The organism is Niabella sp. ZPM-14, assembly GCF_055693045.2.
The window spans coordinates 882556-898720 of the sequence record NZ_CM181148.1; the positions used below are offsets into that span (position 1 = coordinate 882556).

Sequence of the window (16165 nt, forward strand, 5' to 3'; positions counted from 1 at the left end):
TTTTCGATTTATTATTACCTTCTGCCAACCGATCAGCCTACATAGGCCCGGCTTAATGTATTGGCAGCTGCTTTATACTTCTTAGTAGATATAACACAGCACTTCACCACCCACATTCTGAGCTTTGGCTTCTTTGTCTGTCAATACACCTTTTGAGGTGGACAGGATCGCAACACCCAGACCGTTTTTCACCCTGCGGATATCAGCAGGTTTTGCGTATTGGCGAAGACCGGGACGGCTTACTCTTTCCAGGCTCTGGATAGCAGGCTGCTTAGTATCAGCATTGTATTTCAAAGCTATTTTAATAACGCCTTGTTTGTTGTCATCCTCGAATTTATACTTCAGTATGTAACCTTGCTTGTACAAGATCTCAGTCATACGCTTTTTCAGGTTGGATGCAGGAATGTCAACTACACGGTGACCCGCCATTTGTGCGTTACGTATTCTTGTTAAGAAATCTGCTATAGGATCTGTTACCATAATCTTATTTAAGATTGAATATTGTTAATTTAATATTGGATACCTGATGCCTGTGTCTGATGCCCGATTTTGAAAATTTAATAAATCCGGGATCACGCATCCAGCATCTCACTTAATTACCAGCTGGCTTTTTTAAGTCCCGGAATTTTACCGTTCAACGCCATGTCTCTCAATGCTACCCTGGAGATACCAAAGTAACGAACATAGCCTTTAGGACGACCTGTAAGCTGGCAACGGTTTTTTAAGCGAACTTTAGATGAGTTCTTAGGAAGCTTATCTAAAGCGGCATAATCACCGGCTTTTTTCAACTCTTCTCTTTTAGCCGCATATTGCTCAACTAATTTTTCTCTTTTTAGCTGACGGGCTTTTATTGAAGTTTTTGCCATTTTATTTTATTCAGTTTTATTAATTACTCAGCGGTTCTTTTAATATTTTTGAAAGGCATACCCAGCTCTTTCAACAATTCGTAAGCTTCCTCATCTGTTTGAGCAGTGGTTACGAAAGTGATGTCCATACCGGTGATCTTGTTTACCTTGTCGATATCGATCTCAGGGAAAATGATCTGCTCGGTTACACCCATGGTATAGTTACCACGACCGTCGAAAGATTTTTCGTTGATACCTTTGAAATCACGTACACGGGGTAAAGCAACAGAGATCAGCCTGTCTAAAAACTCGTACATTTTTTCGCCGCGCAAAGTTACCCTTGCACCGATAGGCATATGTTTACGAAGTTTAAAGTTGGAGATGTCCTTTTTGGATTGTGTTATCACCGCTTTCTGACCTGTAATGGTTGTCAGCTCGTCTACAGCCACATCCACCAGCTTTTTATCGGTAACAGCACCGTTCACACCGCGGTTTACGCAAATTTTTTCCAGCTTAGGAGCTTGCATTACGCTTTTGTAAGCAAACTTTTTAACCAAAGCAGGCGCTACTTCGCTTTTATATTTTTCTGCCAACCTTGGAGTATATGATTTTGTGCTCATGATCTTTGTTGTTTTTAATCGCTAAAAAGATTAAATTTTTTCGCCCGATTTTTTAAATACGCGGACAGTCTTGCCTTCTTCGCGCTCACGCTTTACTTTGGAAGGCGCTTTGGCTTTGGCATCCCACAACATCACGTTGCTGATGTTGATAGGCGCTTCGCTTTTTACGATGCCACCTTTAGTGTTTTGCGCAGAAGGCTTTGTGTGGCGGGTTTTGACGTTAACGCCTTCCACCAATACTTTACCTTCTTCCACCAATACTTCTTTTACAAGGCGTGGTTTGGTTTTATCTTTATCCGCACCGGTTATCACAACCACCTGGTCGCCTTTTTTAATGTTGTACTTGGGTTTAAATCTGTTGCTCATACCCTAGATCCCTAAAGGGACGATTTTATTTTATTAAATAATTATATTTCGGTTCCGCCTTGATCCCGTTCAGGGATCCGGGGATTATAGAACTTCAGGTGCCAATGATACGATCTTCATGTATCCTTTATCACGGAGTTCCCTGGCTACAGGGCCGAAGATACGCGTACCTCTTGGTTCGTCGGCGGCATTCAGAATCACTACTGCATTGTCATCAAACCTGATATAAGAACCATCTTTACGGCGCAGTTTGTTAGTAGTGCGTACAATTACGGCTTTAGCCACTGTACCTTTTTTAATACCGCCTGCAGGCATTGCATCTTTAACGGTAACTACAATTTTATCGCCGATTCTGGCATAACGCTGGCCGCTGTTACCTAACACACGAATACAAAGAACTTCTTTCGCGCCGCTGTTATCTGCTACATTTAACCTGCTTTCTTGCTGTATCATTTTTTAGATTTTAGATGTCAGATTTTAGATGATAGATTAAGACCTCTTTTTCCAAAATCATTTTCTTTACAATATTTTACTAAAGTTTAGTATCGTATTTTAAGATAAGAGTCTAAATACTAATATCTAAATACTAAATTCTAATCTTACTTAACTTTTTCTACAACTTCAACCAACCTCCAACGCTTCAACTTGCTCAGCGGGCGGGTTTCCATGATTTTAACGGTATCACCAATGCTGCACTCGTTCTTTTCGTCGTGTGCATGAAACTTGGTCGTTTTTTTCAAAAACTTACCGTAGATAGGGTGTTTCACTTTTCTTTCGATAGCAACAGTTATGGTTTTCTCCATCTTATTGCTGGTAACAACCCCTATTCTTGTTTTTCTTAAATTTCTTTCAGACATTTTAAATAATTTGCCGTTTTGACTTATAGTTTTGATGCTTTCACATCAAAATATCTTATGCTTGTTCAACCGTGTTTTTCTGGCTGATCAATGTTTGAATGCGTGCAATGTCCTGGCGCAGGCTGCGGATTGACATCGGATTTTCAAGCGGAGTGATCGCGTGAGCAAACTCCAGCTTTTTCAGCCTTTGTTTGGCTTGCTCCAACTGCACTTTCAAATCTTCAACACTTAATCCTTTTACGCTATCTAAAAATTCTTTCTTTTTTGACATGACTTTATATTTGAGAGTGGCGAATTAATTAGTGACTAAATCTCTGCGCATAGTGAATTTGGTCTTGATCGGTAATTTACCGGAAGCCAATTGTAATGCCCTGCGCGCAACTTCTTCACTCACACCATCTACTTCGAATATGATACGGCCTGGTTGTACCACAGCTGCCCAATATTCCAGGTTACCTTTACCTTTACCCATACGCACCTCTGCAGGCTTGTTGGTGATAGGCTTGTCAGGGAAAATACGGATCCAAACGTTACCCTCCCTTTTCATGCTACGGGTAAGTGCCTGACGGGCTGCTTCGATCTGACGATCAGTAATCCAATGAGAGTCTAACGCTTTTAAAGCATAGGAACCAAAAGATATGGTAGTACCTCTTTTTGCGTCGCCTTTCATGCGACCTTTCTGCATTTTCCTGTGCTTTGTTCTCTTCGGTTGTAACATATAATTTAGATTTTAGTACTCAGTATTAGATTACAGATCTTGATTAATTGCCCGCTCTCAATACTTAATACTTAATACTCAATACTTTTTAATTTTTTCTCTCTCTTTGACCGCGGCGCTCTCCTCTCCTGTCATCACGACGATCTCTGCGCTCTCCGCCACCGCTGGTATTTTTATCGTTACCTGCGATGAAGTTAGGGTTCAGGTCTCTCTTCGCTAATACTTCACCTTTACAGATCCATACTTTGATACCGATTTTACCATATACCGTTTGTGCGAATACATTGGCATAATCAATATCCATACGGAACGTATGCAAAGGAACACGACCTTGTTTGAATTCTTCGCTACGTGCGATCTCAGCACCATTTAAACGGCCGCTCAGTTTTACCTTGATTCCTTCAGCACCCATGCGAAGTGCAGAAGCAATAGCCATTTTTGTAGCACGTTTGAAATTGATACGGTTTTCGATCTGACGGGCGATAGTATCGCCTACGATCATCGCATCAGTTTCAGGGCGACGGATCTCAAGAATGTTGATCTGTACATCGTCATTACCAGTCAGCTTCTTCAACTCTTCCTTGATCCTGTCAACCTCTCCACCACCTTTACCAATGATGATACCTGGTTTGGATGTATGAATCGTGATGATTAACTTTCCTAAAGTTCTTTCAATAACAATTTTAGAAATACCTCCCTTATTGATACGGGCGTTCAGGTAAGTCCTGATTTTGTTATCTTCTATCAACTTAGAAGCGAAATCTCTTTTGCTTCCATACCAATTAGATTCCCATCCGCGGATGATACCTAACCTGTTACCAATTGGATTTGCTTTTTGACCCATGTTTATTGGTTATGCGTTTTTAGTTTCTTTTGTCTTTTTTGGAGCGGCAGTTTTTTTAGTTGCAGCTTTAGCTTTTTTAGGAGCTTCTTCGCCTTTCACGTCAACGATCAAAGTAACGTGATTGCTACGCTTGCGTACGCGGTATCCGCGGCCCTGTGGTGCAGGACGCATGCGCTTTAAAGTTCTGCCACCATCAACATATATAGTTTTTACCACCAATCCGGTTTCGTCACCACCTTCATTCGCTTGTTTCCAGTTGCTGATAGCGCTTAACACCAGCTTGCGAAGAGGCACGGCAGGATGTTTGGGATTGTGCTCTAATTCAGCCAATACCAAGTCAACCCTCTGACCGCGGATGAGATCTGCTAACAGCCTCATTTTACGGGGTGAAGTCGGATAATTTCTAAGTTTTGCTACTGCTTCCATTTTAGAAGTTTAAAGTTTAAAGTTTAAAGTTTTGAGTCCTCGCTGCTTTAAACCTACCTTGTTATAATTTCTTTACTTATTCTTATTATTTACCACCAGCGTGACCTTTGAACTGGCGTGTTGGCGCAAACTCACCTAACTTGTGGCCTACCATAAACTCAGTTACATAAACCGGGATGAATTTGTTACCGTTGTGTACGGCGAAAGTGTGGCCTACGAAATCGGGTGTAATAGTAGAGCGACGGCTCCAGGTTTTAATCACCGATTTTTTATTTTTTCCTTCGTTGATCGCTAACACTTTTTTCTCTAAGTGAGTCGCTACATAAGGACCTTTTTTAATTGAACGAGCCATATTTTAATTTCTGATTTCTGATTTGAGATTTCTGATTTCTGTTGAGCCTGGCTTCATTTTGATCAGTCAACTGTCATCTGTTATCTGTCAATTTTTATTTTGCCAGTTTGCTACCGTTTTTACGCTGGATGATCAACTTATCGCTAGCCTTACCTTTTGTCCTTGTTTTCTCACCTTTAGCGTATTTACCGGTGCGGCTACGTGGGTGTCCACCAGAAGCGCGGCCTTCACCACCACCCATCGGGTGATCTACAGGGTTCATCGCAACACCACGGTTTCTTGGTTTGATACCTCTCCACCTGTTTCTACCGGCTTTACCCATGCTTTGCAGGCTATGATCGCTGTTGCTTACTACACCAACGGTAGCATAACAGTTAATCAATACTTTTCTCAACTCACCGGAAGGCATTTTTAATACCGCATATTTTTCTTCTTTGTTCGTTAACTGAGCAGAAGAACCAGCACTGCGGGATAATTTACCACCCTGGTTAGGGTTCAGTTCAATGTTGTGAACGTTGGTACCCAAAGGCATGTTTTTCAACTTCAGTGCGTTGCCCACTTCAGGAGCTACGGCATCACCGCTGATGATCTTTGTGCCTACAGTCAACCCTTGTGGGGCAATGATGTAGCGCTTTTCGCCGTCGGTATATTCAACCAGTGCAATAAACGCGGTACGGTTCGGATCATACTCGATCGATACTACAGTCGCCTCGATATCGCGCTTATCTCTTTTAAAATCTACAATACGATACTTCTTCTTGTGTCCACCACCTCTGTATCTCATTGTCAGGTGACCAGAAGAGTTACGACCGCCAGTGCTTTTTTTAGTTTCCAACAGGCTTTTTTCAGGCTCGTTGGTAGTGATTTCAGCAAAAGCATTCCCGATTCTCCAACGGGTTCCGGCTGTCATCGGTTTGAATTTCTTTACTGCCATTTTAATTTCGTCTATTCAGTTTTTTATTGCAACACTTCGCGGCGGTTGTTTGCCTTTCTTTTAGTTGATGGTTCAGATAATACATCCGGAGGAACCATTAACCATGAACTTACAGGTTTGCGTACAGATCAATTTCTTCACCTTCTGCTACGGTTACATAAGCCTTCTTGTAAGAAGGTTTGCGACCCTGGATAAAACCGGCTTTAGTGTAGCGGGTTTTGTTTTTAGCAGGAGCTACTACAGTGTTCACACTGGTTACAGTTACACCGTAAAAAGTCTCTATCGCTTTTTTGATCTCCAACTTGTTAGATCTTTTATCAACCTTGAACGCATAGCGGCGCAGTTTTTCCTGCTGTGCATTTGCCTTTTCGGTTAAAATCGGTTTTATTAAAACTTGAGAAGGATTCATCTTTATTTAATTTGAGATTCGAGATTTAAGACTTGAGATTTCCAAAACCTCTCCTCTTTCATTCCAAATAATATTATTACGCTTCGGCTACCACTTCTTCCTCTTCAGAGAAAACTTTTGCAGCGCTTTCTGTCAGTACAATTACTTCTGAATTAACGATGTCGTAAGTGTTCAGATCGCTCAGCGATACACCTAAAACAGAAGGTACATTGCGTAAAGACAGTTCTACATTATCGTTCAGCACATCAGAAACAAACATCAGTTTTTTGTCGCCAACATTCAGTGCTTTTAATACACCGGTCAATGTTTTTGTTTTAGGCGCATCGATGTTTAAATCTTCTACCACTACGATCGCGCTTTCTTTTGCTTTGTAAGAAAGTGCAGAGATCTTAGCCAGGTCTTTTACTTTCTTGTTCAGCTTAAAGCTGTAATCGCGGGGCTTAGGGCCGAAGATCGTACCACCACCTTTGTATAAAGGGTTACGGATGTTACCTTTACGGCTACCACCGGTTCCTTTTTGCTTGTGTAACTTTTTGCTGGAGCCTTTTACCTCAGCACGGGTTTTTACTTTGTTGGTACCCTGACGCTGTGCAGCTAAATATTGCTTAACCGCGAGGTATATTACGTGGTCGTTTGGTTCGATACCAAAAATATCATCGGGCAATTCTACTGAACGACCAGTACCCTTACCTTGTATATTTAAAACTTCAACTTGCATTTTCTTTAATTTATATGTTCAGGTTTGGGGTTAAATTAATTTTGAACTAAAACGATAGAACCGATGTGTCCGGGAACAGATCCGCTTACCAGGATGTAGTTCTTTTCAGGGAATATTTTTACCACTTTCAAACCTTTCATTTTCACCCTGTCGCCACCCATGCGGCCTGCCATGCGCATACCTTTCATTACGCGGCTGGCATCTGATGAGTTACCCAGAGAACCCGGAGCTCTCTGACGATCGTGCTGACCGTGAGACTGCTCACCTACCCCGTGGAAACCATGACGTTTTACAACACCCTGGAAACCTTTACCTTTAGACGTGCCAACAACGCTAACTTTTTCCCCTTCAGAGAAAATGTCAACGTTAATAGTTTCGCCTAAGGCTTTTTCTATTGAGAAATCACGAAATTCTGTTGAAAACTTTTTAGCTGTAGTGTTAGCTTTTGCGAAGTGGTTTTTTTCGGCCTGGTTAGTGCGGCTTTCTTTTTTGTCACCGAATGATACCTGTAATGCATCGTACCCGTCAGTGTCTTTCGTTTTAACCTGTGTTACAACACAAGGACCTGCTTCAATGATCGTGCAGGCGGTTTGTTTGCCCGAAGGATCGTAGATGCTGGTCATCCCTAGTTTTTTCCCAATAATACCTTTCATCTTTTTAATTTTTATGCCTTGCAGGATTATTGGGACTTGAAGCACAGATGCGTGCTTTAATCGATCCCCGTTTGCTGTCAACCTTTTCCCTTTTCAGGAAGTACTGACAGTAAACAAACCCTGAACGGCTTGTTTTATGTGTAACCTTCTGCCCGCCGATTTGCGAACCTGAAGGAATTTATTTGTGTTAGTGCTCTTTTCCCTTCCGCCGGATGGTGGAGGTTGAGAGATAACGAATTATTTTGATAAGAACTTGTGGTGCATCGCCTCTCCTGTTGAGGAGCTTCCGGCGTGCGGGGCCTTAGGCCTTGATCTCAACTTCAACACCGCTGGGAAGGTCTAATTTAGACAAAGCATCCACAGTACGGGAAGAAGACGTATAAATATCCAACAATCTCTTGTGAGTAGCTAATTGAAACTGCTCACGGCTCTTTTTGTTTACGTGTGGAGAGCGAAGAACGGTGAATATTTTACGGTGTGTAGGCAGAGGGATGGGGCCTGTTACTACAGCGCCGGTGCTACGTACAGTTTTCACGATTTTCTCAGCTGATTTGTCAACCAGGTTGTGATCGTAAGACTGTAATTTTATTCTGATTCTTTGCGACATTGTTAGATACCCTTTTTGAAATGGGAGTGCAAATGTACAGTGAAGAAATGAAATAATCTAATTTTTAAAGAATTAATTTTACCAAATAGTTGAATTTCCTGAAAAAAGACGGTTCCAACACGATTGGGCAGCCCGGAAACAGTTGCCCGGCCAAAGCCAACGGATTGTTTCTTCGTTAAAGATACTCATTTAGGTCCTCACCGGACAATGGTAAGACCGCAATGGACCAGTAACCATAAATACTTCCTCCTTTAGATATCAAGATGGACAGTACGTTTGTCAATTGGGCAGGCTGCCTTTTAAAAAACATACAGATTATTAGCTCATCTTAAAAAAAGTTAATTCTTGCTGTATGATATATACTACATTTGTCATATATTAGCGCCACAAAACTAATGTATATGAATTGTAAATGGCTAACCGCTCTGCTCCTCCTCGTGAGCTTAACTACCATCACTTCCTGCACCAAGGAGAAAATCGACGAAAACATCTATGATATTCAATACCGCCTGGAGGGCTCAGACGATATTACAATCACTTCGATAAGGTACAACACAAATGATGACGGCGCTTCCGAGGTAATTACCGTTCCGGAAGAAGCAGAAGCTAATGAGTATGAGAGTGAGACCTACCAACTAAAACAAAGAAATGCATACATCGTAGTGTATGCCAAGGGCGCATCTGCGACCTCCACACTAAAGGCTCAAATCTTAAAAAATGGCGTGGTCGCGAAAGAGTATTCAAGGACAGGTACCAGCCTTGGCCTGGAACTGGGTTTGCCCTGATAGGTATTAGCTATCATAACAGCTACTGACCTGCACGGACTGAAGGTGGCTTATAGGAAGTCGACATCACCGGAACTGGGAAGCATATTACTTCCATAAGTACCCCAGTGCGATGTAAGATTGTATAAAATCAGTAATATTATTTGTGCATGAGTAAATGATTTCATGCATCCTTTGAGCAGCAGGCGCTCCTGCCCTGCTTAACATTATCATCATAAATTTATTGGGCGTTTCCATGATGCAATTCCTATTTTTGGAAAAAAGTATTATTAATGAAACGTTTATTGCTCCCATTTCTCCTCTTAAGTATCAGTTTTTGCTCTTTTTCCCAGCCCCTTAAACGCCCTAAACTTGTTGTAGGTATTGTAGTTGACCAGATGCGCTGGGACTATTTGTATCGCTATTATGATCGTTATGATAACAACGGCGGTTTCAAACGCATGCTAAATGAAGGCTTTAGCTGTGAAAATGCATTTATCAATTATATTCCCTCTTATACCGCTGTGGGGCACACGACGGTGTTTACCGGCTCTGTGCCTGCTATTCATGGTATTGCCGGCAACGGTTGGGTGGACCAGGCCACCGGGAAGAGCGTCTATTGCACTGATGACTCTACTGTTACCGCAGTAGGAAGCAGCTCGAAAGCCGGGAAGATGTCGCCCAGGAATTTATTGGCTACCACCATTACGGACGAGCTTCGCCTGGCTACTAACTTTCAATCAAAAGTGATTGGCGTCTCTCTGAAAGACAGGGCATCGATCCTGCCGGCGGGCCACAATCCCACAGGCGCCTTCTGGTTTGACGATGCGAAAGGAGATTTCATCACCAGTACCTGGTATATGAATGAGCTTCCCCAATGGGTGAAGGATTTCAACGCTAAAGACGAGCCTACCAGGCTAACTTCCAAACCCTGGACAACCTTGTATCCCATTAATACTTACAAACAAAGCACAGCGGATGATGTAAAATGGGAAGGCCGTTTCAAAGGTGAAAAAACTTCTTCTTTTCCTCACGACCTGAGTGACCTGTACAAAACAGATAGAGATGTGATCCGCACTTCTCCTTACGGCAACACCTTAACGCTCGACTTTGCAAAAGCCGCAGTGGATGGGAACAATCTCGGGAACGGCGCGGCTACCGACTTCCTGACTATCAACTGCGCATCGACCGACTATGTAGGCCACAAATTCGGGCCTAATTCCATCGAAGTAGAAGATGTGTATTTGCGATTGGATAAAGAGTTGGGCGCCTTCTTTAAATACCTCGATCAAAAAGTGGGTAAAGGCAACTACCTCGTGTTTCTCACCGCCGACCATGGGGCCGCCCATTCGATCAATTTTCTGAAAGAGAATAAAATGCCGGCCGACTTCCTGCAAAGCAATAAGATCATTGCCGGATTGAACGAAGCCCTGAAAAAAGAATTTAAAGAAGACAAAATTGTCTTATCTGATAACAACTACCAGATCAACTTCAACAACGTGAAGATCCGCGAGAACAAACTGGATTATAAAGCTATTAAAGCGGCTACAATCGAATACTTAAAACAGCAGCCGGAGCTGCAGTTTGTCATCGATGTGGAGAATATCGGCGCGGAACCCGTCCCTGAGGCCATTAAAGAGCGGGCTATCAACGGGTATAATGCAAAAAGGTCCGGTCCTGTACAGATCATCCCTTTTCCCGGCTGGTTTGAAAGTGCTTACAACGGCACCGGAACCACACATGGCACCTGGAACCCGTTTGACACGCACATCCCTCTGGTATGGATGGGATGGGGTGTAAAGCCCGGTAAAACGAACCGCGAAGTGAATATGACCGATATAGCGCCCACGCTCGCCGGGTTACTGCGCATCCAAATGCCCAGCGGCTGCGTCGGAAAAGCTATTACTGAAATTACTCAATAACGCTTTTTGTTTGTTTGTAAAATGCCACCCTACCGGTGGCATTTTTTTGTTGACGGCGAACAAGATTTTTGTCCGTGCGCTTTCTTGTCCCGGGCTTCTATTATCTTGAACAAAAAAACGATGGACCTTATACAACAATTTGAAAAGGCAGTAACTGAAAGTAAGCAGTTAGCAGAAAAACCTTCCAACGCTACTTTACTTAAATTGTATGCACTGTACAAACAGGCCACAGTGGGCGATATCAACACTGACCCTCCTTCCAATCCCTTCGACATTGTGAATAAAGCCAAGCACGACGCCTGGAGTGACATGAAAGGCACTACAAAGGACGCGGCCATGCAGGATTACATTTCACTGATAGCACAGTTGAAAGCGGGACAATAGACTTGCGTTTTTTTATAATAGCTCCATGATCTTCGGACGAAGCACGTTGAGAATATATTCCGTTGCCTGCTCCTTCTTGCGATGGCCACCGACCTGGATGTATCGTATCACGCCTTGCTTGTCCAGGATAATATTCGTGGGATAGCCGGCACCAAAACTCAATCGCCGGCACTCCTGTGCGCTTATAGAATACATGGGAAAATTCACTTTGCGCTTTTTCTTTACCCACTTAATGGTGGGGTTATCTTCGAAAGTAAGCGCCAGAAATTCAAAATCCTTGCTATCCTTTAAGGACTGGTATAAAGAGTCAAGCCCCGGCATTTCCGCGCGGCACGGCGGACAACTATCAAACCAAAAATTGATAAAAACCACTTTGCCTTTAAGATCATTGAGCGTTACTTGTTCCTTTTCCTTTTTTACCTGGAAATCGGGATAGCGTTTTCCAATGGCATACTCCTTTAGCTGCTCGGCCCGGGATTGAGCATGGGCGGATATGAATATCGAGACACAAAATAATATCGTAAGTAAGCAGTACTTCATTCCTCTGTTTTTATAGGTTCAACCGTGTATGGCTCACCATCCGTATCCGGCATGCATCCGGAAAGGCGAAACAAAATTAAAAGAAACAGGTGTTCAGCAAACGTTAAAAGCCCACCGACAAAAGTCGACGGGCTTTTAAAGCTATTTCCGATTTCTCTATGGAGAGAAATAAACTTTTAAACTCTGAAGTGAGCGAACGCCTTGTTGGCTTCAGCCATACGATGCGTATCTTCTTTCTTTTTGAAAGCGGCACCTTCACCTTTGCTCGCTGCAACGATCTCGTTGGCCAGCTTGTCAGCCATGCTGCGACCATTGCGCTCGCGGCTATAACGGATCAGCCATTTGATGCTTAAAGAAGTTTTTCTGTCGGCACGTACTTCTGAAGGAATCTGGAAAGTAGCACCACCAATACGGCGGCTGCGAACCTCTACAGCAGGAGTAACGTTTGCCAATGCCTTTTTCCAAACCTCGTAGCCATCTTCATTAGTTTGTTTGGCTACTTTATCCAACGCATCATAAAAAATAGTGAATGCACCACTTTTTTTACCTTCCCACATCAGGTTGTTTACAAAGCGTGTAACCAGTTTATCATTAAACTTAGGGTCTGGCGCTAAAGGGAGTTTCTTGGCTTGTGCTTTACGCATTATCTTTAATTATTTAAATCTGATATTTTTTCAATAACGTCATCGGCCACCCGGCAGATAACTGTCAACTTATTTTTTTGCCTTCTTAGTACCGTATTTGGAACGGCTTTGTTTACGGTCTTTTACACCTGCAGTATCCAGGCTACCACGAACGATGTGATAACGTACACCTGGAAGATCTTTTACCCTTCCTCCGCGGATCAACACGATAGAGTGCTCCTGCAGATTGTGGCCTTCTCCCGGAATGTAGGCAATGACCTCAATTTTATTAGTTAAACGCACTTTCGCTACCTTACGAAGCGCTGAGTTAGGTTTTTTTGGTGTAGTAGTATATACACGTGTACAAACGCCACGGCGCTGAGGGCACTGATCTAAAGCCCTTGATTTGCTCTTCGCTTTAATGATTTGTCTTCCTTTACGTACTAACTGGTTAATTGTAGGCATTCCTTGTCCTTTAATTTTTGGACGGCAAAGGTAGGGTAAGAATTTGAATCAACAAAATAATTTGTATCTATTTTCGAGATCTAATGTAAGCAGACCTTTTTTAATAAAATAGCCTGCGATTTCAGCCGCAGGCTATCAAAAACTTTTAGATCTTTTAAGGAGCGACTACACTTTCTCCAGCCAACCGTACTTATCTCCCAGCTTATGCTCCTTGTAATCCAGCAACTGGGTCTTCATCGCTGCCGAAATAGTCATCGTCTCTACATCAAACTCCATTACGAAGTCTTTGTATTTCAGCTCTTTTACATGGCTGATCGTGGCCGCCGTTCCTGATCCGAACACTTCTTTCAACTGGCCACTTTTATAAGCCTCAATGATCTCATCAATAGATACCCGTCTTTCTTCTACTTCATAACCCGCATCTTTAAACATTTCGATCAGGCTCAGGCGCGTAATGCCCCCGAGAATCGTTCCGTCTGTAAGATCCGGCGTAACGATCTTATCACCTATAATAAAGAATATGTTCATAGCGCCTACCTCCTGCACGTATTTGTGCTCGATAGCATCCATCCAAAGTACCTGGTCGTAGCCCAGTTTTCTCGCCTCGGCGGATGACAGCAAAGAAGCGGCATAGTTACCACCTGTCTTAGCGGCCCCGGTTCCTCCCGGCGCAGCGCGGGTATATTTTTCTTCTACATAAATACGCGCGGGCGCGGAGAAATATGACCCTACCGGACCGGTAATGATCACGAATTTGTAAGAATTAGAAGCTTTTACGCCCAGCGTTTCTTCCGAAGCGAACAAGAACGGGCGGATATACAACGATTCATCATAGCCCGAAGGGATAAAATCCTTATCCAGCTCGATCAGTTGTTTCATCCCGTCAATAAAGATCTCTTCCGGAATCTGCGGCATTGCCATACGCTCTGCCGAGCGGTTCATCCGCTTCCAGTTTTCATGAGGTCTGAAAATATGAATATTACCATTCTCGTCTTTATGAGCTTTCTGCCCTTCAAATATGGTTTGAGAATAATGTAAGACCGATAGAGCAGGAAGAAACCCTAGCTCCTGGTAAGGCCTGATCCTGACGCTGGTCCATTCGCCGTTGACATAATCTGCTTCCAGCATGTGATCAGAAAAATACTTACCAAAACCAAGATTCGCAAAATCTACCTGAGCTAATTTACTTTCTTTGATGCGCTGTACAGGTATTTGAACTGCCTCTACCATAAAATGTTATTTTTGACTATTATTGTTATTGCGAAGATACGAACACGCGTTAAAATTACCGCACTGTATGAGCTTGAACGAAATCACTTTATCACCCTATCTGCTAACGCAACTCTATCCGTCCAGTCTTATTGAGTCGAAAAAAAAGAGCGATTCGCTGCTTCCCCATCCGGAAAAAGAAGAAAATACCCCGCTTCCTAAAGAATGGAAAGTTTTAGGGCACAATCAAAAGAAGGTACTGGTGGCGGTGGTCTACGACGGTATCCCCAACCTCCCCGATCCGCAGCTGGAGTTCCTGACACAATTATTGAAAGCCTGCCATCTCGGACTCAATGACGTGGCGCTGATCAATATGAAGAATTACGAACAGGCAGACAGCAACCAGATCCTGGATCACTTTCAATCAGAAGTGGTGTTGTTATTCGGTATTACCTCCCAGGAATTCGGACTGCCCTTTAATATACCACCCTACCAGGTGCAGCATTTTGCCAACTACACCGTGATCCAGGCAGCGCCGCTGGAAGAGCTGCAAAACGATAAACCGGCGAAAGGCCTGTTGTGGACCGGTTTAAAAAAAATATTTAATTTATGACCCTGATTTTTGCTACAAATAATATCAATAAGGTAAAGGAAATAAGAAACGCGCTGACCGATGAATTTGACATCATCAGCCTGAAGGAAGCGGGCATCGAAAAGGATATTCCCGAGCCTCATGACACGCTGGAGGCCAACGCCACGGAGAAGTCCAGCGTGATCTTTCATCTCACGGGGAAAAACTGTTTCAGTGAAGATACCGGTCTCGAGGTGGAAGCACTGAACGGCGCACCGGGCGTTAAAAGTGCACGATATTCCGACGGGGAACCCTGGTATGCAGACAATATCGACAAGCTGCTCCAGGAAATGCAGGGCGTCGGCAACCGCCGTGCGAGATTCCGGACCGTCATCTCGCTGATCATGGAAGGCAAAGAATATTATTTCGAAGGGGTCTGTGAGGGACAGATCACCGAAGAACGCCGGGGCAACCAGGGCTTCGGATACGACCCTGTTTTCATACCCAACGGAAGCAACCTGAGTTTCGGAGAGATGAGCATCGAAGACAAGAAGGAGTACAGTCACCGGGCCAAGGCTTTGGCTCAGCTGGTGGCATGGCTGAAAAGCGAGAATCAGCGTCCATAAAAGGTCGCGTCAGCGGTGGGTTTCAGCTTATAGATCAACCCCTCAAGAATATCATAAAAATGTGGAAACCATCTTCCGCTGCCGTCATTGATGAGAAATTTTATGTACGTTTGAAAAAAAACTTTTTAAATTTTTAAGAAATTTGGAACCGATACGCAACCATACGATTGAAGAAAGCGACTTAATTACAGGGTGCATCGAAGGAGATCGTAGAATGCAAGAGGAGCTATACAAGCGTTTCTCTCCTAAAATGTATGCAGTTTGCCTACGTTACGCCTCCAATGCGGAAGAAGCACAGGATATTTTACAGGATGGGTTTATCAAGGTTTTCAAAAAACTGGACAGTTTCAGAGGCGATGGTTCTTTTGAAGGATGGGTTCGCCGGGTGTTTGTAAATACTTCTATCGAATATTTCAGAAGAAAAAAGTACCTGCAGCCAGTTACCGAAAAAGAAGAGAATACGATCGAGGGAAAATATGTATCCGCGCTGGACGAATTAGCCGAAAAGGATATTTTAGAATTGATCACGCGTCTTTCTCCAGGTTATCGCACCGTTTTTAACATGTATGTTGTAGAGGGCTACTCCCACAAAGAGATCGGGGATATGCTGGGCATCAGTGAGGGCACCAGTAAATCTCAGCTTTCAAGGGCAAAAGCACTTTTACAGGATTTAGTAAGAAAACATATTGAAGACAGATCGAAGTAAATTTAC

Annotated in this window: 26 protein-coding genes; 6 read left to right on the forward strand and 20 right to left on the reverse strand. The window is 43.2% G+C overall.

Annotated elements, in window-relative coordinates; translation table 11 throughout:
* Positions 1-81: 81 nt before the first annotated feature.
* The 16 genes from rpsH to rpsJ all read right to left on the reverse strand — a co-directional run bounded on the left by rpsH (position 82) and on the right by rpsJ (position 8349).
* Positions 82-480 carry a 30S ribosomal protein S8 gene (rpsH, locus tag ACU37H_RS03645; RefSeq protein WP_472703005.1) on the reverse strand — a complete coding sequence of 133 codons (399 nt, stop codon included), beginning with the start codon at positions 478-480 and terminating at the stop codon, positions 82-84.
* 116 nt (positions 481-596) lie between these two features.
* Positions 597-866 (reverse strand): 30S ribosomal protein S14, encoded by a 270-nt coding sequence (gene rpsN, locus ACU37H_RS03650; RefSeq protein ID WP_346238789.1) that lies wholly within the window; start codon positions 864-866, stop codon positions 597-599.
* A gap of 23 nt (positions 867-889) precedes the next feature.
* Positions 890-1465, reverse strand: a complete 576-nt coding sequence (gene rplE / locus ACU37H_RS03655; protein ID WP_472703006.1) for a 50S ribosomal protein L5 — start codon at positions 1463-1465, stop codon at positions 890-892.
* A gap of 30 nt (positions 1466-1495) precedes the next feature.
* Complete coding sequence (rplX, locus tag ACU37H_RS03660; RefSeq protein ID WP_472703007.1) at positions 1496-1831, reverse strand: 50S ribosomal protein L24; 336 nt, start codon at positions 1829-1831, stop codon at positions 1496-1498.
* Between the two features lie 84 nt (positions 1832-1915).
* Positions 1916-2284, reverse strand: coding sequence for a 50S ribosomal protein L14 (gene rplN / locus ACU37H_RS03665; RefSeq protein WP_346238786.1), 369 nt, complete (start codon positions 2282-2284; stop codon positions 1916-1918).
* A gap of 146 nt (positions 2285-2430) precedes the next feature.
* Positions 2431-2688, reverse strand: a complete 258-nt coding sequence (gene rpsQ, locus ACU37H_RS03670) for a 30S ribosomal protein S17 (protein WP_114790699.1) — start codon at positions 2686-2688, stop codon at positions 2431-2433.
* 55 nt (positions 2689-2743) lie between these two features.
* Positions 2744-2959, reverse strand: coding sequence for a 50S ribosomal protein L29 (gene rpmC, locus ACU37H_RS03675; protein WP_472703008.1), 216 nt, complete (start codon positions 2957-2959; stop codon positions 2744-2746).
* A gap of 24 nt (positions 2960-2983) precedes the next feature.
* Complete coding sequence (gene rplP, locus ACU37H_RS03680) at positions 2984-3406, reverse strand: 50S ribosomal protein L16 (protein ID WP_114790697.1); 423 nt, start codon at positions 3404-3406, stop codon at positions 2984-2986.
* Between the two features lie 88 nt (positions 3407-3494).
* On the reverse strand, positions 3495-4250 hold the full coding sequence (gene rpsC / locus ACU37H_RS03685) for a 30S ribosomal protein S3 (protein WP_472703009.1): 756 nt from the start codon (positions 4248-4250) through the stop codon (positions 3495-3497).
* A 9-nt stretch (positions 4251-4259) separates the two neighbouring features.
* Complete coding sequence (gene rplV / locus ACU37H_RS03690; protein WP_472703010.1) at positions 4260-4676, reverse strand: 50S ribosomal protein L22; 417 nt, start codon at positions 4674-4676, stop codon at positions 4260-4262.
* Positions 4677-4761: 85 nt separating this feature from the next.
* Complete coding sequence (rpsS, locus tag ACU37H_RS03695; RefSeq protein WP_346238781.1) at positions 4762-5028, reverse strand: 30S ribosomal protein S19; 267 nt, start codon at positions 5026-5028, stop codon at positions 4762-4764.
* A 94-nt stretch (positions 5029-5122) separates the two neighbouring features.
* A complete protein-coding gene (gene rplB / locus ACU37H_RS03700) occupies positions 5123-5962 on the reverse strand; it encodes a 50S ribosomal protein L2 (protein WP_472703011.1) in 840 nt (279 codons plus the stop codon).
* A gap of 109 nt (positions 5963-6071) precedes the next feature.
* Entirely contained in the window at positions 6072-6371 is a 300-nt protein-coding gene (gene rplW, locus ACU37H_RS03705) for a 50S ribosomal protein L23 (RefSeq protein WP_472703012.1), read from the reverse strand.
* Between the two features lie 76 nt (positions 6372-6447).
* A complete protein-coding gene (gene rplD / locus ACU37H_RS03710; RefSeq protein WP_472703013.1) occupies positions 6448-7089 on the reverse strand; it encodes a 50S ribosomal protein L4 in 642 nt (213 codons plus the stop codon).
* Positions 7090-7124: 35 nt separating this feature from the next.
* Entirely contained in the window at positions 7125-7742 is a 618-nt protein-coding gene (gene rplC, locus ACU37H_RS03715) for a 50S ribosomal protein L3 (protein ID WP_472703014.1), read from the reverse strand.
* Between the two features lie 301 nt (positions 7743-8043).
* Positions 8044-8349, reverse strand: coding sequence for a 30S ribosomal protein S10 (gene rpsJ / locus ACU37H_RS03720; protein ID WP_008584585.1), 306 nt, complete (start codon positions 8347-8349; stop codon positions 8044-8046).
* 401 nt (positions 8350-8750) lie between these two features.
* On the opposite strand from rpsJ, the gene ACU37H_RS03725 reads away from it, so the two are divergent.
* From ACU37H_RS03725 to ACU37H_RS03735, 3 genes are all read left to right on the forward strand, one after another.
* Positions 8751-9134, forward strand: coding sequence for a hypothetical protein (locus ACU37H_RS03725; protein WP_472703015.1), 384 nt, complete (start codon positions 8751-8753; stop codon positions 9132-9134).
* Between the two features lie 272 nt (positions 9135-9406).
* The gene (gene pafA, locus ACU37H_RS03730; RefSeq protein ID WP_472703016.1) at positions 9407-11035 is read left to right on the forward strand and encodes an alkaline phosphatase PafA; all 1629 of its coding nucleotides are present in this window, start codon (positions 9407-9409) and stop codon (positions 11033-11035) included.
* A gap of 120 nt (positions 11036-11155) precedes the next feature.
* Entirely contained in the window at positions 11156-11419 is a 264-nt protein-coding gene (locus ACU37H_RS03735; RefSeq protein WP_472703017.1) for an acyl-CoA-binding protein, read from the forward strand.
* 12 nt (positions 11420-11431) lie between these two features.
* On the opposite strand, the gene ACU37H_RS03740 is transcribed toward ACU37H_RS03735, so the two are convergent.
* The 4 genes from ACU37H_RS03740 to ACU37H_RS03755 all read right to left on the reverse strand — a co-directional run bounded on the left by ACU37H_RS03740 (position 11432) and on the right by ACU37H_RS03755 (position 14277).
* Positions 11432-11959 (reverse strand): TlpA family protein disulfide reductase, encoded by a 528-nt coding sequence (locus ACU37H_RS03740; protein ID WP_472703018.1) that lies wholly within the window; start codon positions 11957-11959, stop codon positions 11432-11434.
* 176 nt (positions 11960-12135) lie between these two features.
* Positions 12136-12603: a 30S ribosomal protein S7 gene (rpsG, locus tag ACU37H_RS03745; protein WP_472703019.1), complete on the reverse strand. Its 468-nt coding sequence runs from the start codon at positions 12601-12603 to the stop codon at positions 12136-12138.
* A gap of 69 nt (positions 12604-12672) precedes the next feature.
* Positions 12673-13047: a 30S ribosomal protein S12 gene (gene rpsL / locus ACU37H_RS03750; RefSeq protein WP_114790683.1), complete on the reverse strand. Its 375-nt coding sequence runs from the start codon at positions 13045-13047 to the stop codon at positions 12673-12675.
* 165 nt (positions 13048-13212) lie between these two features.
* Positions 13213-14277: a branched-chain amino acid aminotransferase gene (locus tag ACU37H_RS03755; RefSeq protein WP_472703020.1), complete on the reverse strand. Its 1065-nt coding sequence runs from the start codon at positions 14275-14277 to the stop codon at positions 13213-13215.
* Between the two features lie 67 nt (positions 14278-14344).
* Between ACU37H_RS03755 and ACU37H_RS03760 the strand changes: the two genes are divergently transcribed.
* The 3 genes from ACU37H_RS03760 to ACU37H_RS03770 all read left to right on the forward strand — a co-directional run bounded on the left by ACU37H_RS03760 (position 14345) and on the right by ACU37H_RS03770 (position 16159).
* Complete coding sequence (locus tag ACU37H_RS03760; protein WP_472703021.1) at positions 14345-14869, forward strand: hypothetical protein; 525 nt, start codon at positions 14345-14347, stop codon at positions 14867-14869.
* The gene (gene rdgB, locus ACU37H_RS03765; protein ID WP_472703022.1) at positions 14866-15453 is read left to right on the forward strand and encodes an RdgB/HAM1 family non-canonical purine NTP pyrophosphatase; all 588 of its coding nucleotides are present in this window, start codon (positions 14866-14868) and stop codon (positions 15451-15453) included. Before ACU37H_RS03760 ends, rdgB begins: the two co-directional genes overlap by 4 nt.
* 142 nt (positions 15454-15595) lie before the next feature.
* Positions 15596-16159 carry an RNA polymerase sigma factor gene (locus tag ACU37H_RS03770; protein ID WP_472703023.1) on the forward strand — a complete coding sequence of 188 codons (564 nt, stop codon included), beginning with the start codon at positions 15596-15598 and terminating at the stop codon, positions 16157-16159.
* Positions 16160-16165 lie beyond the last annotated feature (6 nt).